The organism is Streptomyces sp. NPDC126497, from assembly GCF_040302425.1.
Classification (GTDB): Bacteria; Actinomycetota; Actinomycetes; order Streptomycetales; family Streptomycetaceae; genus Streptomyces.
The window spans coordinates 31,084-50,056 of sequence record NZ_JBEORT010000024.1 but is presented as its reverse complement, the minus strand read 5'-3'; the positions used below and the strand labels follow the sequence as shown (position 1 = coordinate 50,056).

Genomic DNA, 18,973 nt, shown 5'->3' with positions numbered 1-18,973 from the left:
ACTCCTTGCAGCTCGGACGCGTCGTGACGGACGCGTCGACTGATGGAACCGCTCCCACTGGTGCACATGAAGCTAGCGCCAAGTGACGGCGAAGAACAGGGGGCCTGCCGACTTTCCCCCCAGCTCGGACCGTCGAATGTTTTCGATTCGCCACAAGGCTTGACCGCCCCCTACCCCGTCCCCACTATGGGAGCGCTCCCACTGGTTCAAGGCTTGACATGTCCGAGTCGCAGGAGGAACCAGCACCATGCATCCCCCACCCAGGAGACGCGGAGGCTTACGGCGGTTGCTGACGGCCGCCGCGGCGGCTCTCGCACTTCCGCTGACGATGCTCTCGACCGGCTCCACCCCCGCCCAGGCGGCGGCCGTCCAGTGCAGCGTCGACTACAAGGCGAACGACTGGGGCTCCGGGTTCACCACGGAGCTGACCCTCACCAACCGCGGTGCGGACGTCATCGACGGCTGGACCCTGACGTACGACTACGCGGGCAACCAGAAGCTCGTGAACGGCTGGAACGGCAGCTGGACGCAGTCCGGCAAGTCCGTGACCGTGAAGAACGCCGGGTACAACGCCCGGATCGCCGCCGGCGCCGCCGTCACGACCGGCGGCCAGTTCACCTACAGCGGCAGCAACGCCGCACCCACGTCCTTCGCCATCAACGGCACCCCCTGCGTCGGCGCCCACCAGCCGCCGATCGCCGTGCTGACCAGCCCTCAGGCAGGCGCCGTCTACACGCAGGGCGAGACCGTCCCGCTCGCCGCCACCGCGGCGGCGGCCGACCAGGCCGCCATCACCAAGGTGGAGTTCTACGACGACACCGAGCTGCTGGGCTCGGACACCAGCTCGCCCTTCACGCTCTCCGTCGCTGGTTTGACCGTGGGCAGTCATTCGCTGGTGGCGAAGGCGTACGACAGCATGGGCGCCTCCGCCAGTTCGACCCCGGTCGGCATCACGGTCGCCTCGGGCCCCGCCGTGGTGGCCACGCCGTCCCAGCTGGGCGTCCAGCAGGGCGAGTCGGGCACGTACGAGGTGAAGCTGTCCAAGCAGCCGAGCGCGAACGTGACCGTCACGACGGCCCGGGCGAGCGGCAACTCGGGGCTGTCGGTCTCCGCCGGGGCCTCGCTCACCTTCACGCCGTCGAACTGGAACACCGCGCAGAAGGTGACGATCGCCGCCGACTCCTCGGGCAGCGGCACGGCGGTCTTCGAGTCCTCGGCCCCGGGCCACGCCAAGGCGGCGGTCACGGTGACGCAGCTGGGCGCCCAGAAGGACTACGACGCGCGCTTCCTGGAGCTGTACGGGAAGATCACCGACCCGGCGAACGGCTACTTCTCGCCGGAGGGCATCCCGTACCACTCGGTCGAGACGCTGATCGTCGAGGCGCCGGACCACGGCCACGAGACCACCTCGGAGGCGTACAGCTACCTGCTGTGGCTGCAGGCGATGTACGGCAAGGTGACCGGTGACTGGTCGAAGTTCAACGGGGCCTGGGAGATCATGGAGAAGTACATGATCCCGACCCACGCCGACCAGCCGACCAACTCCTTCTACAACGCCTCGAAGCCGGCGACGTACGCGCCCGAGTACGACACCCCGAACGAGTACCCGTCGCAGCTCGACTCCAATGTCCCGGTCGGTCCCGACCCGATCGCGGCCGAGCTGAAGTCCGCCTACGGCACGGACGACGTCTACGGCATGCACTGGATCCAGGACGTCGACAACGTGTACGGCTACGGCAACTCGCCGGGCAAGTGCGAGGCGGGTCCGGCGGACACCGGGCCGTCGTACATCAACACCTTCCAGCGCGGTCCGCAGGAATCGGTGTGGGAGACCGTCCCGCAGCCCACCTGCGACGCCTTCAAGTACGGCGGGAAGAACGGCTACCTGGACCTGTTCACCAAGGACGCGTCCTACGCCAAGCAGTGGAAGTTCACCAACGCCCCGGACGCCGACGCGCGCGCCGTGCAGGCCGCGTACTGGGCGGACCTGTGGGCCAAGGACCAGGGCAAGGGCTCCCAGGTCTCCGCGACCGTCGCCAAGGCCGCGAAGATGGGTGACTACCTGCGCTACGCCATGTACGACAAGTACTTCAAGAAGGTCGGCAACTGCACCAGCCCGTCCTGCCCGGCCGGCACCGGCAAGGACGCCTCGCACTACCTGCTGTCCTGGTACTACGCCTGGGGCGGTGCCACCGACACCTCGGCGGGCTGGGCCTGGCGCATCGGCTCCAGCCACGCGCACGGCGGTTACCAGAACCCCCTCGCCGCGTACGCGCTGAGCACCTACGCGCCGCTGAAGCCGAAGTCGGCGACGGGCGCGGGCGACTGGGCGAAGTCGATGCAGCGGCAGCTGGAGTTCTACCGCTGGCTGCAGTCCGACGAGGGCGGCATCGCGGGCGGCGCGACCAACAGCTGGGCGGGCCGGTACACGACCCCGCCGTCCGGCACGCCGACCTTCTACGGCATGCACTACGACGAGAAGCCGGTCTACCACGACCCGCCGTCCAACCAGTGGTTCGGCTTCCAGGCGTGGTCGATGGAGCGGGTCGCCGAGCTGTACCAGCAGACCGGCAACGCGCTCGCCAAGTCGGTCCTCGACAAGTGGGTGGACTGGGCGCTGTCCGAGACCACGATCAACCCGGACGGCTCCTTCCGGATCCCGTCGACGCTGCAGTGGTCGGGCAAGCCCGACACCTGGAACGCGTCGTCGCCCGGCGCCAACAGCGGACTGCACGTCACCGTCGCCGACTACACCAACGACGTCGGTGTGGCCGCGGCGTACGCCAAGACGCTGACGTACTACGCCGACCGCTCCGGTGACACGGAGGCGGCGGCCACGGCGAAGGCGCTCCTCGACGGCATGTGGGAGAACAACCAGGACGCGCTCGGCATCGCCGTCCCGGAGACCCGCACCGACTACAACCGCTTCGACGACCCGATCCACGTACCGAGCGGCTGGAGCGGCACCATGCCCAACGGCGACGCGATCAACTCGTCGTCGACGTTCGAGTCGATCCGGTCCTTCTACCAGGACGACCCGGCGTGGTCGAAGATCGAGTCCTATCTGGCGGGCGGCGCCGCGCCCACCTTCACGTACCACCGGTTCTGGGCCCAGGCCGACATCGCCCTGGCCATGGGCTCGTACGCGGAGCTTCTCGAATAGCCCCCGCCGACGCTCCGCGGACCGGTCCCGGCACCTGACGCCGGGGCCACACACGGCCGGGCGGTCCCACGCGCGCACGGTGGGGCCGCCCGGCCCTCGCACGCTCTCCCCGACTCCCCCTCCCCCCAAGAGGAAGGAACCCCCGTGCGAAGAACCCGCATCCTCACGACCGTGCTCGCGCTGGCGGCCGGTCTGCTCGCGGGCGGCCCGCCCGCCCTGGCCGCCGGCGCCCCGGAGCCGGCCGGCACGCTCGCCGCCGACACCTACACCTGGAAGAACGCGCGCATCGACGGCGGCGGCTTCGTGCCCGGCATCGTCTTCAACCGCGGTGAGAAGGACCTGGCCTACGCCCGCACCGACATCGGCGGCGCCTACCGCTGGCAGGAGTCCACGAAGACCTGGACCCCGCTGCTCGACTCGGTCGGCTGGGACGACTGGGGGCACACCGGTGTGGTGAGCCTCGCCTCCGACTCCGCCGACCCCGACCGGGTGTACGCGGCGGTCGGCACGTACACCAACGACTGGGACCCGACGAACGGCGCGGTGCTGCGCTCCACCGACCGGGGCGCGAGCTGGAAGAAGGCGGACCTGCCGTTCAAGCTGGGCGGGAACATGCCGGGGCGCGGCATGGGCGAACGCCTGGCGGTCGACCCGAACCGCAACAGCGTGCTGTACCTGGGCGCGCCCAGCGGGAACGGGCTGTGGCGGTCGACCGACGCGGGGGCGAGCTGGTCGAAGGTCACGTCCTTCCCCAACCCCGGGAACTACGCCCAGGACCCGAGTGACACCTCGGGGTACGCCTCCGACAACCAGGGCGTCGTCTGGGTCACCTTCGACGAGTCGACGGGCCGCGCGGGGACGGCGACGAAGACGGTCTACGTCGGGGTCGCCGACAAGGAGAACGCGGTCTACCGGTCGACGGACGCCGGCGCGACCTGGCAGCGGATCGCCGGACAGCCGACCGGATACCTGGCGCACAAGGGCGTCCTCGACGCCGAGAACGGCTACCTGTACCTCGCGTACAGCGACACGGGCGGCCCGTACGACGGCGGCAAGGGCCGGCTCCACCGCTACGCGACGGCGACCGGCACCTGGACGGACATCAGCCCGGTGGCGGAGGCCGACACCTACTACGGCTTCAGCGGCCTGACCGTGGACCGGCAGAACCCCGGCACGGTGATGGCGACGGCGTACAGCTCCTGGTGGCCGGACACGCAGATCTTCCGCTCGACGGACAGCGGCGGCACCTGGACGCAGGCGTGGAACTACACGTCGTACCCCGACCGCGAGAACCGCTACACGATGGACGTCTCGTCGTCCCCCTGGCTGACCTGGGGCGCGAACCCGTCACCGCCCGAACAGACGCCGAAACTCGGGTGGATGACGGAGGCGCTGGAGATCGACCCGTTCGACTCCGACCGGATGATGTACGGGACGGGCGCGACGGTCTACGGCACGGAGAACCTGACGAACTGGGACGACGACACGTCGTTCACCATCACCCCGATGGTGCGGGGCCTGGAGGAGACGGCCGTCAACGACCTGATCTCTCCCCCCTCGGGCGCCCCGCTGATCAGCGCGCTCGGTGACGTCGGCGGCTTCCGGCACACGGACCTGACCAAGGTGCCGTCGATGATGTTCACCCAGCCGAACTTCACGTCGACGACCAGTCTGGACTTCGCCGAGACCCATCCGAACACGGTGGTACGGGCCGGCAACCTGGACTCCGGGCCGCACATCGCGTTCTCGACCGACAACGGCGCCAACTGGTTCGCGGGGAAGGACCCTTCGGGGGTGAGCGGCGGCGGCACGGTCGCGGCGGCGGCCGACGGCAGCCGGTTCGTGTGGAGTCCGCAGGGCGCGGGCGTGCACCACACGACCGGGTTCGGCACGTCCTGGTCGGCGTCGAGCGGCATCCCGGCGGGGGCGACCGTGGAGTCCGACCGGGTGGACCCGAAGACGTTCTACGGCTTCAAGTCCGGGAGGTTCTACGTCAGTACGGACGGCGGCGCGACGTTCACGGCCTCGTCCGCGACGGGGCTCCCGGCCGGTGACAGCGTGCGCTTCAAGGCGCTCCCGGGCGCGAAGGGCGACATCTGGCTGGCGGGCGGGTCGAACGACGGGGCGTACGGCCTGTGGCACTCCACGGACTCGGGCGCGACCTTCACCAAGCTGTCGAACGTCGACGAGGCCGACACCGTCGGCTTCGGCAAGGCGGCGCCTGGCTCCTCGTACCAGACCCTCTTCACCAGCGCGGAGATCGACGGCGTACGCGGCGTCTTCCGCTCCACGGACAAGGGCGCGACCTGGACCCGGATCAACGACGACGCCCACCAGTGGGGCTGGACGGGCGCGGCGATCACCGGTGACCCGCGGGTCTACGGCCGGGTGTACGTGGCGACCAACGGCCGCGGCGTCGTCTACGGCGACACCACGGACACCGGCGGCACGGATCCGGACCCGGAGGAGCCGGACCCCGGGCCGGCGGGCGCCTGCAAGGTGACCTACACGATCACCAACCAGTGGGCCGACGGCTTCCAGGCCGACGTCCGGCTGACCAACACGGGTGCGGCCGCCTGGAAGGGCTGGTCCCTGACCTGGTCCTTCGCCGACGGCCAGAAGATCTCCCAGCTCTGGAACGGCTCCCACACCCAGTCGGGCCCGGCGGTGACGGTCCGCAACACCGACTGGAACGGCACGGTGGCGGCGGGCTCGTCGGCGGCCTTCGGCTTCACGGCGACCGGATCGGCGGCCAGCGGCAAGCCCACGGCCTTCCGGGTGGGCGGGGAGACCTGCACGGTGGGCTGATCCCCGGTTCATCCCGGCCCGCCCGTACCCGGTACGGGCGGGCCGGGGTCATGAGACCGCCGGGAGGGACATGGTCACCATGAGGTTCTCGGGACCCGCCCTCGCCGTCGCGGCGCTGATGTCGGTCGCCGCCCGTGGCGGGTCGTCCGAGCCCGAGGCGCCGGCGGGCGCGGCGAGCGGTGCGGAGTCCCGGCGGGCCGGGGCCGTGGAGACGAGCCCTCCGGCGGACGCCGCACCGGTCGCCGCCGTCATGCCCGACGTCACCGGCGGCAACGCCCGGCGCGCGCACGAGCGGATGGGCTCCGGCCTCGACATGGTCTTCGCGGACGCGAGCGGGCGGGGCCGTCCGGTGGACGACCCCGCCGCGTGGAAGGTCTGCGGCTCCCGGCCGGGGCCCGACGAGCGGACCACCGGGCACTGCGCGCAGGTCAGGGCGTGCGGACCGTCGGCCTCGGCGGGGTGGGCATGCCGGCGCCGATGAAGAAGCCGGTGTGCGGGGGCTGGTTGTAGGCGGTGTTCTGCCAGGCCAGGGCCGTGCGGTACAGGGTGTCGTGGAGGAGGGTGGTGATGCGGCGGTCCGTGTCGTGGGGGGTGGAGTAGATGCGCAGGTTCTTGTTGTCGCCGGTGCGCCAGACGACCTCCTCGCGCCAGTCGCCCAGGATGTCACCGGACAGGACCGGGGTGGCCTTGGTGCCGTTGTTCGAGGCCACGCCCGAACCGGTCAGCAGGCGGGTGTCGGAGGACGTGCCGTACTTGTCGATGCGGGTGCCGTCGAGGAGTTCGCGGACCGGGTCGCCGTCCCACCAGGACAGGAAGTTGGCGGAGGAGGGCTTGCGGCCCTTGGTGGCGCCGCCCTCGTCACGGACGCCGCCGTCGGAGGAGGACCACATCTCCGGGCCCGGGTTGCCCGACCAGACGTCCCCCGCGACTCCGCGGCCGTTGTCGCAGCACGCGTCCAGCTTCCAGCGGACCGCGCCGTTCGCCGGGTTGATGTACAGCGCGGCGGGCTGGGCCGTGGACTCGGAGACCTTGTAGTACTCCAGACCGGAGGTCGACGGGTCGAGGTCGCCGAGGTGCTGGGCGTCGCCGTGTCCGGTCCTGGCGGTCCACAGGCCGTTGCCGTTGTCGTCGACGGCCATCGAGCCGTAGACGATCTCGTCCCGGCCGTCGTCGTCGACGTCCCCGACGGACAGGCTGTGCGAGCCCTGGCCGTCGTACCCCCTGCCGCTGTTGGTGGAGGAGTTGGTGTCGAAGGTCCAGCGGCGGGTGAACCGGCCGTCCCGCCAGTCCCAGGCCGCGATCACCGTGCGGGTGTAGTAGCCGCGCGCCATGATCAGGGAGGGGCGGGCGCCGTCCAGGTACGCGGTGCCGGCGAGGAAGCGGTCGACCCGGTTGCCGTAGGAGTCGCCCCAGGAGGAGACCGTGCCGCGGGCCGGGACGTAGTCGACGGTGCCCATCGCCCTGCCGGTCCGCCCGTCGAACATCGTCAGGTACTCGGGGCCGGACAGGACGTACCCGCCGGCGTTGCGGTGGTCGGCGGAGGAGCTGCCGATGACCGTCCCGGTGCCGTCCTTGGTGCCGTCGGCGGTCTTCATGGCGACCTCGGCCCTGCCGTCGCCGTCGTAGTCGTACACCTGGAACTGCGTGTAGTGGGCGCCGGAGCGGATGTTGCGGCCCAGGTCGACGCGCCACAGCCGGGTGCCGTCCAGCTTGACGCCGTCGACGATCGTGGTGCCGGTGTAGCCGGACTGGGAGTTGTCCTTGGCGTTGGTGGGCTGCCACTTGAGCACGATGTCGAGGGCGCCGTCGCCGTCGAGGTCGCCGACGGAGGCGTCGTTGGCCTCGTAGGTGTAGGAGACCCCGTCGGGGGTGGTGCCGCCGGGCGGCGGACTGATCGGCACGTCCTTGTAGCCGGCGCGGAACTGGATCGCGTGGACCGAGTCGCCCTGTTCGGTGCCGTTCACCACCGCGCGGACGGTGTAGTCGGCGTGGGAGGGCGCGCCGGAGTGGAAGTAGGTGGTGGAGCCGGTGACGGGGCTGGAGTTGACCTTGGTGCCGGCCCGGTAGACGTTGAAGGCGACGTCGTCCGGGTCGGTGCCGAGCCAGCGCCAGCCGACCAGGTTGCCGCTGCCGGTGTGCACGCTGACGACGCCGCGGTCCAGCTTCTCGACCTGCCGTGCGGTGGCGGCCTCGGCGGGCGCGTCCGACAGCGCGGTCAGACCGGCGCCGGCCAGGGCGGCCACGGCGAGTGCCGCGGGCAGGACGGCACGGCGTCTGCGGTGCCTGTGGGGGTGGGTCACGGGACGGACCTCCTGGGAGGACGGGCGGGTTCCGTCTACCGGTCGCCGCCGGGGCCCTCCAGGTTGCCGTCCTCCCGCTTCCGGTACGCCCGGAGGCCGAACACGGGGTCCGGGCGGGGCCGGTCCTGGTCCGGGAGCCCGGCCAGCCGGGCGGCGAACTCCTCGGTGAGCGGCTCGCCGGGCGGCAGGGTGACGAACCAGCCGCGCCGCAGGTCCGCGAGGGCGCGGCGGGGGCTGCGGCCCTGACCGTGGCCCCGGAAGCGGGCCTGCCCGGCCGGGAGCAGTCCGTGCCCCGCGGCGCAGGCCTCCACGTCGGCGGGCGCGTCGCGCACCGGGCTGGGCGGGCGCGCGGCGAGGACCGCGTCGATGTCGCTGCCGACGTTGTGGGAGGCGCCCTTGTGGACGGTGGTGACGTAGACGCCGCCGGGCCGCAGCACGCGGGCGCACTCGCCGACGACCGCCCGCACGTCCTCGGGACCGGACAGCAGGTGCAGCAGCCACACGCTGACGACGGCGTCGAACCGTGCGTCGGCGAAGGGCAGCCGGCGGCTGTCCGCGCGGACCACGGCGCCCGGCAGGCGGGCCGCCGCCGTCCGGGTCATCGCCGGGGCGAGATCGACGCCCGTCACCCGCAGACCGGGACGGACGGCGGGAAACCGCCGGGTCACGATGCCGGTGCCGCAGGCGACGTCCAGCAGGTCCCGCGCACCACCGGGCACGAGGCTCAGCACGGCCTCGGCCGCGGCCGCGGCCCGGGGTTCGCCGCCGCGCAGGGTGTCGTACCGTTCCGCTTCCTCGTCGTAGTCCAGCACGCGCCTCAGTGTGCACCGTGTCCGGGCGCCAGGTCCTCCACCCTGCGGGCGAGTTCGAGATCCTTCTCGGTGACGGTGCCGCCCGCGCTGTGGGTGTGCACGGACAGCGCCACGGTGTCGTAGCCGAGGGTGAGGTCGGAGTGGTGGCCGAGCTCCTCCTGCACCTGGGCGATGTGGACGACCATCGCCGTCGCCGCGACGTGCGAGCCCAGCCGGTAGGAGCGGGTGATCCGGTCACCGTCGAGCGACCAGCCCGGCAGTTCGGCCAGCCGGTCCTCGATCTCCTTCTGCGACAGCGGTTCGACGGGCATGGGCTGCGCTCCTTCGCCGGTGCGGTTCTCGTGCCGGACTCCCAGGCTGCCACAGAAGACCCTCCGAAGCCCTGGTCAGGAGCGGACCGCTCCCCGGAGGGACCGTTTCTCGATTACCGTCCCGGCATGACCACTGTCACGTCCACCACCGCTTCCCGGACCGAGGGCGTGGGCCCGCTGCTGCGCGCCTGGCGGGAACAGCGGCGGGTCAGCCAGCTGGAGCTGGCCCTGCGCGCCGATTCCTCCGCCCGGCACATCAGCTTCATCGAGACCGGCCGCTCCCGGCCCAGCCAGGAGATGGTGCTGCGGCTGGCCGAGCACCTGGACGTACCCGTGCGGGAGCGCAACGCGCTGCTGCTGGCGGCCGGTTACGCGCCCCACTACCCGGAGACCCCGCTGAACGATCCCGCGCTGGAGGTGGTGCGCGAGGGCATCGAGCGGCTGATCAGCGGCTTCGAGCCGTATCCGGCGCTGGTGGTGGACGCGGTGTACGACGTCGCGGCGGCCAACCGGGGGGTCATGGCGCTGCTCGACGGCGTTCCGGAGTCGCTGCTGACGCCACCGCTGAACGCGGTGCGGCTCACCCTGCACCCGCGGGGACTGGCGCCGCGGATCCGCAATCTGCGGGAGTGGCGCGGGCACCTGCTGGAGCAGATGCGGCGGCAGATCGCCCTGCTGCGTTCCGAGCCGTTGCGGGAGCTGTACGAGGAGGTGGCCGCGTTTCCCCTGCCGGACACCGCCGACCGGGAGGAACCGGCCGAGCCGGTGGCGTACTTCGCACTGCCGATGGTGATCGAGCACGAGGGGCGGACGCTGTCGTTCGTGTCGTCGATCTCCACGTTCAACACGCCCATGGACGTGACCGTCGCCGAGCTGGCCGTGGAGACGCTGCTCCCGGCGGACCCGGCGACGGCGCGGTACCTTCAGTCCTGGCTGAGCTGACGCTCCTTCAGCGCCATGTGCTGGAGCAGGGCGAAGCCCGCCACGGTGAGCGCCTGGAGGACCGTCCACGCCGCGCCCGCCGCGGTCGGGGTGAGCCACAGCGCGAGGGCGGCGATGCTCACCGCCGCCCAGGCGAGGTTGGCCTCGACCACGATCCGCACGCCGGCCGCCGGCGGGTGCGGCCGGGCGGCCAGCAGGCCCACGCCGGCCGCGTAGACCGCGAGGAACGCGCCGAGCCCGAGCAGCAGGCCGGAGCCGGCTCCGAGGAACCGGCCGAGCGGCCCGGAGAGGGCGAGGTAGGCGACGGCGTTGGCACCGGTCACCACGGCGTCGAGGGCCAGGAAACGGCGCAGCATCCGCTGCGGCTCCACGGTCCGGGCGAGCACGGCGAGCTGGGTCGTGGACACGGGGCATCATCCTCCGTCGGTATCGGTGGCCGGGTCCCGGGCCGGAGTGCGCCGGCCCGGGACCCGGTGCGTCCACGATCCCGCGCGGGTGGGGCCGGGTCGATTACCTCCCGGGTCATGCGGCGGGGGCCGGTGGGACGGGGCGGTTTCCCGCGGCTCGTGAGAGTCTCGGAGGGACATGGCAGACTGAGCGCATGCCCGGGCGCGTTGGGGAGGCGTGGCGTGAGTGAGCGACGGGCCGCACCCACCGTGGGCCAGGTGGTCCTGGGAAGGCGGCTGCAGGAACTGAGGGAGGCGGCGGGTCTCTCGCGGGAGGAGGCCGCCCGCGTCCTGCGGGTGGCTCCCGCGACCGTGCGCCGGATGGAGACCGCCGAGGTCGCGCTGAAGATCCCGTACGTCCAGCTGCTGCTGAGCGCCTACGGGGTGCCCGAGGACGAGTCCGCCGCGTTCGTCGAGCTCGCCGAGGAGGCGAACCGGCCGGGCTGGTGGCAGCGGTACGGCGACGTGCTGCCCGAGTGGTTCAGCATGTACGTGAGCCTGGAGGGCGCCGCCCGCATCATCCGCTCCTACGAGCCGCACTTCGTGCCGGGGCTGCTGCAGACCGAGGGGTACGCGCGTGCCGTGCTGGAGGCCGGCACGATCGGCACCATCGGGCCCGGGGTGGTGGAGCGGCACGTGGCGCTGCGCATGGAGCGCCAGCGGCTGCTCGAGCGCCCCGACCCGCCGCACCTGTGGGTGCTGATGGAGGAGACGGTGCTGCGCCGTCCGGTGAGCGTCGACGGCCGGGTGATGCGCGACCAGCTCGACAAGCTCCTCGAGTTCTCCGCGCGGGACCGGGTCACGCTGCAGATCGCCGAGTTCGCGGACGGCCCGCACCCGGGCACGTACGCGCCGTTCTCGCTGTTCCGGTTCGCCGAGCCGGAGCTGCCGGACATGGTGTTCACCGAGTACCTGACCGGCGCCCTGTACCTGGACTCCCGCAAGGAGGTGTCGGCGCATCTGGAGGTCCTGGACCACATGACGGCGCGGGCGGCCTCGACACAGCGCACCGAGAAACTGCTGCGGGAGTGCCGCGAGCACTACTGAGCCGCGCGCATCCGAGCAAGCCTTCGCACCCCTCAGGAGAGGACCGCCCATGACCGGATCCGACACCGCGCCCGTCCGCATCGACACCAGCCGGCCGCATCCGGCCCGGGTCTACGACTGGTGGCTCGGCGGCAAGGACAACTACCCGGTGGACGAGGAGCTGGCGCGGAGGATCCTCGCGGCGGACGGCACGGTGTTACGCGGGGCGCGGGCCAACCGCCGGTTCATGCACCGGGCCGTGCGCACCGTCGCCGAGGCGGGGATACGCCAGTTCCTGGACATCGGCACGGGCATCCCCACGGAGCCCAATCTGCACCAGGTGGCGCAGGGCGTCGCCGCGGAGTCCCGGGTGGTGTACGCGGACAACGACCCGATCGTGCTGCGGCACGCCGAGGCGCTGCTGCACGGCACCGCCGAGGGCAGCACGCGGTACGTGCACGCCGACGTGCGGGACGCGGACACGCTGCTGCGCCGGGCGGCCGAGTCCCTGGACCTCGGCCGGCCCGTGGCGCTGTCGCTGGTCGCGCTGACCCACTACCTGGACGACGCCCCGGACGGCGACGACGTGTACGGCCTGCTGGAGCGGTACACCGCCGCGCTGGCGCCGGGCAGCTACCTGATCCTCTCCCAGGTCACGCCCGATCTGAGCCCCGAGGCCGTGCAGCGGGCGGCGGACCTCTTCGGGCGCGGCGGCACGCCCTTCCACCCGCGCTCGCTGGCCGCCTTCTCGCGTTTCTTCACCGGCCTGGAGCTGCTGGGTCCGGGGATCATCCCGGTGCACGGGTGGCGTCCGGAGGCGGAGGACGTGGCGGCGCAGGCGGAGGGCATCGTGCCGGTCTACGCGGGGGTCGCCCGCAAGCCCTGACCGGTGCGGCGGGTCAGGCCGCGCCGTCCTCCCGCCGGCCGGCGTCCTTGTCGTCGTCGACGATCTCCGCGTCGACGACGCCGTCGTCGTCCCGCGGCGGGGTGTGCCGCCCGGTCTCCCCGGCCGGGGCCTGCTGGGTCCGCGCGTACATCGCCTGCCCCATCTTCTGGCTGACCGAGGCGAGTTCCTCCACGGCGGTGCGCAGTTCGGCGGTGTCGGAGGACTCCTGTCCCAGCAGCCGCTTCACCTCCGCGACGGCCGACTCGACCTCGGTCCTGGTCCCGCCCGGCACCCTGTCGCCGTTGTCCTGCAGGAACCGCTCGGTCTGGTAGGCGAGCTGTTCGGCCTGGTTGCGGGTCTCGGCGGCCTCACGGCGTTTGCGGTCCTCCTCGGCGTAACTCTCGGCGTCGCGCATCATGCGGTCGATGTCGTCCTTGGGGAGGGCCGATCCGCCGGTGACGGTCATCTTCTGCTCCCGGCCGGTGGCGAGGTCCTTGGCGGAGACGTGCATGATGCCGTTGGCGTCGATGTCGAAGGCCACCTCGATCTGCGGGACGCCGCGCGGGGCCGGGGGCAGGCCGGTGAGGTCGAAGACGCCCAGCTTCTTGTTGTAGGCGGCGATCTCGCGTTCCCCCTGGTAGACCTGGATGCCGACCGAGGGCTGGTTGTCGGTGGCGGTGGTGAAGATCTCCGAGCGCCGGGTGGGGATCGTGGTGTTGCGTTCGATCAGCTTGGTCATGATGCCGCCCTTGGTCTCGATGCCCAGGGACAGCGGGGTGACGTCGAGGAGCAGGACGTCCTTGACGTCGCCGCGCAGGACGCCCGCCTGGAGGGCGGCGCCCAGGGCCACGACCTCGTCGGGGTTGACGCCCTTGTGCGGCTCCTTGCCGGTGAGTTCGCGGACCAGGTCGGTGACGGCGGGCATCCGGGTGGAGCCGCCGACCAGGATGACGTGGTCGATCGCGGAGAGCTGCACGCCGGCGTCCTTGACGGCCTGGTGGAAGGGCTTCTTGCAGCGTTCCAGGAGGTCCTCGGTGAGCTCCTGGAACTGGGCGCGGGTGAGCTTCTCGTCGAGGTGCAGGGGACCTTCGGCGGAGGCGGTGATGTAGGGCAGGTTGACGGTGGTCTCCGTCGAGGAGGACAGTTCGATCTTCGCCTTCTCGGCGGCCTCCCGCAGTCGCTGGACCGCCATCCGGTCCTGCGCGAGGTCGACGCCGTACTGCCCCTTGAAGCGCTTGACGAGGTACTCGACGACGCGCTGGTCCCAGTCGTCGCCGCCGAGGTGGGTGTCGCCGTTGGTGGCCTTCACCTCGATGACGCCCTCGCCCATGTCGAGCAGCGACACGTCGAAGGTGCCGCCGCCCAGGTCGAAGACGAGGACGGTCTGGTCGTTCTCCTTGTCCAGCCCGTACGCCAGGGCCGCCGCCGTCGGCTCGTTGACGATCCGCAGCACGTTCAGGCCCGCGACCTCCCCGGCCTCCTTGGTGGCCTGGCGCTGGGTGTCGTCGAAGTACGCCGGCACGGTGATGACGGCGTCGGTGACGTCCTCGCCGAGGTAGGACTCGGCGTCCCGGCGCAGCTTCTGCAGCACCCGGGCGGACAGCTCCTGCGCCCGGTAGCGGGTGCCGTCGACGGAGCCCTGCTCCGGGAACCGCCAGTGCGCGTCGCCCATGTACCGCTTCACCGAGCGGGCGGTGCGGTCGACGTTCGTCACGGCCTGCCGTTTGGCGACCTCGCCGACCAGCACCTCGCCGTTCTTGGCGAAGGCCACCACCGAGGGGGTGGTCCGGGCGCCCTCCGCGTTGGCGATGACGGTGGGCTCACCGCCCTCCAGCACGGCCACCACCGAGTTCGTGGTGCCCAGGTCGATTCCGACCGCACGTCCCATCGCCGTCCCCTTCCGTCAGGGCACTTCTCCGGTCTTCCAGCACAAAACTTGAGTGGCCCTTTGTCAATGGGTTGAGCGGGTGGATGTCAATGGGGCGTGCGGTCACGCAGGGCCACGGCGCGGCGGGGCCGGTCGGTGATCAGCACGTCCACGCGCGGGTCGCGGAGGAAGCCGCGCAGCGCCGCGTCCTCGTTGACCGTCCACACCATGGTGAACAGTCCGTTGCGCGCGGCTTCGCGCAGCACGCCGGCGCGGGCCAGGCGCTGGTGCACGGCGACCCCGTGGGCGCCGCAGGCGCGCACCCGGCGCATGGGGAGCAGTTCGCCGATCCGGGTGGCCACCAGGCGGCCCCGGGGGACGTCCCCGCCGTCCCGGCCGAGGGACAGCACGGTGCGCACCCGCGGACGGGCGGCGGTGAGGGCGGCGACGGAGCGGTCCTCAAGGGTGGTGGCGACGAAACCGTCCTCGCCGAGCAGGGCGACCGCGCGGTCGATCAGCTCCCGCTCGTGGCCGGTCTCCTTGAGGTCCAGATGGGCGACGAGCCTCCCGGCGACCAGCTCCATCACCTCGTCCACGACGGGCACGGGGTATCCGGCGCGCTCGTCCAGCTCGGCGTGGGTGAGCGTGGACAGCGGCGGGCCGGTGCGGCGTACGCGGGCATCGTGGTGGACGACGAAGACCCCGTCCGCCGTGCGCCGTACGTCGAGCTCGACGTACTCGGCGCCGGACGCGAGCGCGTCCTGGTACGCCTCCCAGGTGGCCGGGGCGGCGCGCTCGGCGCCTCCCCGGTGGGCGGAGACGGCGGGGCGTGGCGTCATGGGGCGGCTCCGTGGGGGGAACGGCCGCAGGCCGCCCCGGTGGGAGCGGCCTGCGGTGGGTCCGGCGCTGCGCGCGGGTCAGGCGAGCTTCGCCGTCAGGGTGATCTCCGTGCCCTTCAGCGCCTGGCTGACCGGGCAGTTCACCTTGGCGTCCTCGGCTGCGGCGACGAAACCGGCCTCGTCCAGGCCGGGGACGGTGCCCTCCACGGTGAGGTGGATGCCGGTGATGCCCTCACCCGGCACGAAGGTCACGTCGGCGGAGGTCGTCAGCCTGGTCGGCGGGGTGCCGGCCTTGTCGAGACCGTTGGACAGGGCCATCGAGAAGCAGCTGGAGTGCGCGGCGGCGATCAGCTCCTCGGGGCTGGTCTTCCCGTTCGCCTCCTCGGCCCGCGACGCCCAGGTGACCGGCTGCTCGGCGATGCTGCCGGAGGAGTCGAAGGCGACGACCCCGCTGCCCTTGAAGAGGTTGCCTTCCCAAACGGTGTGTGCGGAGCGCGTGGCTGCCATGACGCATCCTTTCGAAAATGTCCGGCCGTGTGTCCGGCGGTGCTCTGTCCGGGCGTCCGGATCACCGGGTGCCCGCCCCTATCCGATCACATCACGGCTCAACTCACCCGGAAGACGGGCCCCCTCGCGGTGAACGGCAGCCGTGCGCCCCGCGGGATCAGGTACGCGTGCTCGCGCCGGACCCGCAGCACGTCGCACCAGCCGTCGGTGATGACCAGGATCGGCGCGCCGGCGGGGAAGTCGCCGGCGCGCTGGAGGAAGTCGATGCCGGGCTGGAGCACGGTGCCTCCCCGGCCGCGCACCCGCACCCGCCCCGCGATCTCGGTGACCGGTACGTATCCCGCGTCGTGCGGCGCCGCGTCGCAGAACACCACGCGGGCCGCCGGTACGTCACGGGCCTCGGCGTAGGAGGCGATGGCGCCGAGCGCCTTGCCCAGCAGGACCCGGTCCATGGAGCCGGAGGTGTCCAGGACGACGCCGAAGGTGCAGCGGGCGATCTCCTCGGGCGGGAAGTACCGTCCCGCGCGGGGGATGTCCGGGGTGGACGCCTGGCGGCGGGAGGGACGCGCGTACGACCGGAGGGGCTCGGGGCGCGGCACGAACTCGTCGAACCAGCGGGCGAGCCGGGCGTCCCAGGGCAGCGGCGGGTGGCTGAGCGCGCGGATCTCCTGGACCAGTCCGGCGGGCAGGAGTCCGCGCTCCTGCCGGTCGTGCAGGTCGAGGCCCCGGGCGAGGCCGCGGCGGTAGAAGCCGTCGAGGTCGACGGGGTCGCGGGGCGGGCCGAGGGGGCCGCCGAGGACGTCGCCGAGCCCCTTGCCGCGCGGGGTGGCCAGCCGGCGCGTGCGCCGGAGGTCGCCGGCGATCCGGTCGTAGACCTCCTCGGCGGACAGTCCGGCGAGCTCCTTGTCGTACAGCAGGCCCTCGGGCATGGTGCCGACCCGCATCTCCTCCAGCCAGCCGTTGACGACGTAGTCGCAGGCGACGTTGAACAGGTACGGGTCGCGTCCGCCGCAGCGGTCGCCGTGGCGCAGGGCGGCGTGCAGCATCTCGTGGGCGAGGACGAAGCGCCATTCCTCGTCGTCGAGCCGCCGCAGCGGGTTGACGTAGATCTCGCCCGCCCCGGCGTCGACGGCGGCGACGGAGATGCCGTGGGCGCGGGCGAGTTCGGCGTCGGCGACCAGGGTGATGCCGGCCGCGATGCCGCCGAGCAGCGGGTAGGAGGAGACGAACCAGCCGAGCGCCCGCTCCCAGGGACGTCGTGGGGCGGGCTTGCCGTCCAGGCTGTCGAGGCGGCCGGCCGCCATGTCCATCGCGGCGGACACGGTGCGGGTGAGGGCGGTGGCGAACGCGAGCTGGTGGTCCGGCGGCTGCCCGTACCAGCCGCGCCACTCCAGGAGGAAGAGGTCCGCCTCGCCGCCCGCCGTGCCGCAGCGCTCGTACACGGCCGGGACCCCGTCCCGGCGCCAGCGCGCGGCGAGCCGCTCCTCGTCGCCGTCGGGGTAGGCGGCGGGCAGGTGGTCGGGCGTCCTGCCGACGGGGAAGCCGAGCAGGAAGCGGTCGACGACCACGCAGCGGGCGGCGAGCTCGCAGCGGTCGGGCTGCTCGCGCGTGCCCTCGGCGGCGGGGACGTGGCCGAAGCCGAGGTGGAGGACGGCGTGCGCGAGGGCCCACGCCCAGTCCTCCGGGTCGGCCATGCGGTCCGGGTGGGCGTGCAGGACGGCCTCGGAGTCCACGCGCACCAGTCCGTCGCGGGGCGCGAGCTCGCAGTCCTCCCGGCGGCAGACGTCGAAGTCGACGGCGGCCAGCGCCGGGTTGGCCCGCACCAGCCGCAGCCCCGCGTCGAACGCCTCCTGCGCGAGGTCCCGCTTCTTCGGCCCCTTCGCGCGGGCGCGGCTCACCGGCGCGCCTCCACCAGCCGGGGCATGTCGCGGGCCGCCTCCACGAGGAACCAGGACGGCAGGACCGGGTTGCCGTCGCCGTCGGGGGCGATGACGGTCTGCGCGACCTCCACGGAGATCTCGGCGAGCTGCACCAGCAGCGACTTGGCGCGGTACGCGGTCTGCCGGCCGTTCGCCGACATGTGCTCCTTGCTCGCCGGGAGCTCCTTGACGAGGCGCCCGCGGAACGACTCGGCGAGGTAGTAGAGCAGGTCGCGGTCCTCCGGACGGTGCGGCCAGCGGGCGTCGCCCTTGATGACGGCGTCGATGCCGAACCGGCTGCGCACGATCTTGACGTAGCCGCAGAAGGCGGTGGCGTGGGCGGGGGTGAGCGTGCCGTGCGCGAGGACCTTCAGGGTGTCCTCGTCGAGGTCGCGGCCGAAGGAGTGCAGCGCGTCGGAGAGCATGTGCCAGGAGCGGGGCGTGGAGAACGGCTCCTCGGTCTTCGGCGGCCTGGACCACAGGTGGTCGGGGCGGTCGGTGAGGTGGTCGGTGATCCACGGGTGGATGCCGTGGTCCGCCGCCCACGCCAGCCAGTCCTTCGAGGACGCCTCCAGGTGGACGTGGGTGAGGCGGTTGACGAGTGCGGAGGCGATGGGGCGGGCGAGCGCGTTGTCGGTGGCGCGGTTGCCGGCGCCGATGACGATGGAGCCCTTCGGCAGCTCGTAGTCGCCGATCCGGCGGTCCAGGATCAGCGAGTAGAACGCCTTCTGCACGTCCGGGGTGGCCGCGTTGAGCTCGTCCAGGAACAGGCAGTACGGCTCGTCGCGGGCGATCGCCTCCGGCGGGCAGAACACCGAGCGGTCGTCGCGGATCTGCGGGACGCCGATCAGGTCCTCGGGGGCGAGCTGGGTGCCCAGCAGACTCACGCACTCCAGTCCCAGCGACTCGGCGAACTCCCTGACCAGGGAGGACTTGCCGATGCCGGGCGCTCCCCAGAGGAACACCGGCCGCACGGTCGCGAGACCGAGCAGCAGCTCCGGGATGCGGGAGGGAGTGACGGTGACGGCTGCCTGCACGCAAGGGCTCCTGGGATCCGGGGGAGGTCGAGGGGGCGCGCACCGCCGGCGTCGGGCCGGAGCACACGGGGCACGACGGGCGCCGGGTCCAGTGAACTGCGTCCCGCGGA

Annotated in this window: 15 protein-coding genes; 6 read left to right on the top strand and 9 right to left on the bottom strand. The window is 72.3% G+C overall.

Features of this window, described 5'->3' with window-relative positions; all coding sequences use genetic code 11:
- The first annotated feature begins 247 nt into the window (after window positions 1–247).
- The 3 genes from ABTY20_RS13950 to ABTY20_RS13940 all read left to right on the top strand — a co-directional run bounded on the left by ABTY20_RS13950 (window position 248) and on the right by ABTY20_RS13940 (window position 6,452).
- On the top strand, window positions 248–3,163 hold the full coding sequence (locus tag ABTY20_RS13950) for a glycoside hydrolase family 48 protein (protein ID WP_351997223.1): 2,916 nt from the start codon (window positions 248–250) through the stop codon (window positions 3,161–3,163).
- A gap of 144 nt (window positions 3,164–3,307) precedes the next feature.
- On the top strand, window positions 3,308–5,971 hold the full coding sequence (locus ABTY20_RS13945; protein ID WP_351997222.1) for a cellulose binding domain-containing protein: 2,664 nt from the start codon (window positions 3,308–3,310) through the stop codon (window positions 5,969–5,971).
- Between the two features lie 70 nt (window positions 5,972–6,041).
- Window positions 6,042–6,452 carry a hypothetical protein gene (locus ABTY20_RS13940; RefSeq protein ID WP_351997221.1) on the top strand — a complete coding sequence of 137 codons (411 nt, stop codon included), beginning with the start codon at window positions 6,042–6,044 and terminating at the stop codon, window positions 6,450–6,452.
- Here the strand turns inward: ABTY20_RS13940 and ABTY20_RS13935 are convergent.
- The 3 genes from ABTY20_RS13935 to ABTY20_RS13925 are packed head-to-tail and all read right to left on the bottom strand — an operon-like array spanning window position 6,400 to window position 9,394.
- On the bottom strand, window positions 6,400–8,271 hold the full coding sequence (locus ABTY20_RS13935; RefSeq protein ID WP_351997220.1) for a rhamnogalacturonan lyase: 1,872 nt from the start codon (window positions 8,269–8,271) through the stop codon (window positions 6,400–6,402). The two genes, ABTY20_RS13940 and ABTY20_RS13935, sit on opposite strands and share 53 nt — an antisense overlap.
- A 35-nt stretch (window positions 8,272–8,306) precedes the next feature.
- Window positions 8,307–9,083 (bottom strand): class I SAM-dependent methyltransferase, encoded by a 777-nt coding sequence (locus ABTY20_RS13930; RefSeq protein ID WP_351997219.1) that lies wholly within the window; start codon window positions 9,081–9,083, stop codon window positions 8,307–8,309.
- A 5-nt stretch (window positions 9,084–9,088) separates the two neighbouring features.
- The gene (locus ABTY20_RS13925) at window positions 9,089–9,394 is read right to left on the bottom strand and encodes a 4a-hydroxytetrahydrobiopterin dehydratase (RefSeq protein WP_351997218.1); all 306 of its coding nucleotides are present in this window, start codon (window positions 9,392–9,394) and stop codon (window positions 9,089–9,091) included.
- A gap of 126 nt (window positions 9,395–9,520) precedes the next feature.
- Here ABTY20_RS13925 and ABTY20_RS13920 point away from each other — a divergent pair, with 126 nt between their 5' ends.
- The gene (locus tag ABTY20_RS13920; RefSeq protein WP_351997217.1) at window positions 9,521–10,336 is read left to right on the top strand and encodes a helix-turn-helix domain-containing protein; all 816 of its coding nucleotides are present in this window, start codon (window positions 9,521–9,523) and stop codon (window positions 10,334–10,336) included.
- Here the strand turns inward: ABTY20_RS13920 and ABTY20_RS13915 are convergent.
- Window positions 10,318–10,743 (bottom strand): hypothetical protein, encoded by a 426-nt coding sequence (locus ABTY20_RS13915; RefSeq protein WP_351997216.1) that lies wholly within the window; start codon window positions 10,741–10,743, stop codon window positions 10,318–10,320. The genes ABTY20_RS13920 and ABTY20_RS13915 overlap by 19 nt on opposite strands.
- Window positions 10,744–10,965: 222 nt before the next feature.
- Here ABTY20_RS13915 and ABTY20_RS13910 point away from each other — a divergent pair, with 222 nt between their 5' ends.
- Complete coding sequence (locus tag ABTY20_RS13910; protein WP_351997215.1) at window positions 10,966–11,829, top strand: Sco1979 family transcriptional regulator; 864 nt, start codon at window positions 10,966–10,968, stop codon at window positions 11,827–11,829.
- A 49-nt stretch (window positions 11,830–11,878) separates the two neighbouring features.
- Window positions 11,879–12,694, top strand: a complete 816-nt coding sequence (locus ABTY20_RS13905; RefSeq protein WP_351997214.1) for an SAM-dependent methyltransferase — start codon at window positions 11,879–11,881, stop codon at window positions 12,692–12,694.
- Between the two features lie 13 nt (window positions 12,695–12,707).
- On the opposite strand, the gene dnaK is transcribed toward ABTY20_RS13905, so the two are convergent.
- The 5 genes from dnaK to ABTY20_RS13880 form a co-directional block, all read right to left on the bottom strand.
- Complete coding sequence (gene dnaK, locus ABTY20_RS13900) at window positions 12,708–14,582, bottom strand: molecular chaperone DnaK (protein WP_351997213.1); 1,875 nt, start codon at window positions 14,580–14,582, stop codon at window positions 12,708–12,710.
- 86 nt (window positions 14,583–14,668) lie between these two features.
- The gene (locus tag ABTY20_RS13895) at window positions 14,669–15,400 is read right to left on the bottom strand and encodes a glycerophosphodiester phosphodiesterase family protein (RefSeq protein ID WP_351997212.1); all 732 of its coding nucleotides are present in this window, start codon (window positions 15,398–15,400) and stop codon (window positions 14,669–14,671) included.
- A 78-nt stretch (window positions 15,401–15,478) separates the two neighbouring features.
- A complete protein-coding gene (locus ABTY20_RS13890; protein WP_351997211.1) occupies window positions 15,479–15,907 on the bottom strand; it encodes an OsmC family protein in 429 nt (142 codons plus the stop codon).
- A gap of 98 nt (window positions 15,908–16,005) precedes the next feature.
- Complete coding sequence (locus ABTY20_RS13885) at window positions 16,006–17,805, bottom strand: vWA domain-containing protein (RefSeq protein ID WP_351997210.1); 1,800 nt, start codon at window positions 17,803–17,805, stop codon at window positions 16,006–16,008.
- Entirely contained in the window at window positions 17,802–18,863 is a 1,062-nt protein-coding gene (locus ABTY20_RS13880; RefSeq protein ID WP_351997209.1) for an ATP-binding protein, read from the bottom strand. Before ABTY20_RS13880 ends, ABTY20_RS13885 begins: the two co-directional genes overlap by 4 nt.
- Window positions 18,864–18,973: the final 110 nt, after the last annotated feature.

Bases quoted from the DNA above. Each gene is read 5' to 3' on its own strand.
- ABTY20_RS13895 (WP_351997212.1), bottom strand. From the start codon at position 15,400: ATGACGCCACGCCCCGCCGTCTCCGCCCACCGGGGAGGCGCCGAGCGC.
- dnaK (WP_351997213.1), bottom strand. From the start codon at position 14,582: ATGGGACGTGCGGTCGGAATCGACCTGGGCACCACGAACTCGGTGGTG.
- ABTY20_RS13950 (WP_351997223.1), top strand. From the start codon at position 248: ATGCATCCCCCACCCAGGAGACGCGGAGGCTTACGGCGGTTGCTGACG.
- ABTY20_RS13890 (WP_351997211.1), bottom strand. From the start codon at position 15,907: ATGGCAGCCACGCGCTCCGCACACACCGTTTGGGAAGGCAACCTCTTC.
- ABTY20_RS13925 (WP_351997218.1), bottom strand. From the start codon at position 9,394: ATGCCCGTCGAACCGCTGTCGCAGAAGGAGATCGAGGACCGGCTGGCC.
- ABTY20_RS13940 (WP_351997221.1), top strand. From the start codon at position 6,042: ATGGTCACCATGAGGTTCTCGGGACCCGCCCTCGCCGTCGCGGCGCTG.
- ABTY20_RS13905 (WP_351997214.1), top strand. From the start codon at position 11,879: ATGACCGGATCCGACACCGCGCCCGTCCGCATCGACACCAGCCGGCCG.
- ABTY20_RS13920 (WP_351997217.1), top strand. From the start codon at position 9,521: ATGACCACTGTCACGTCCACCACCGCTTCCCGGACCGAGGGCGTGGGC.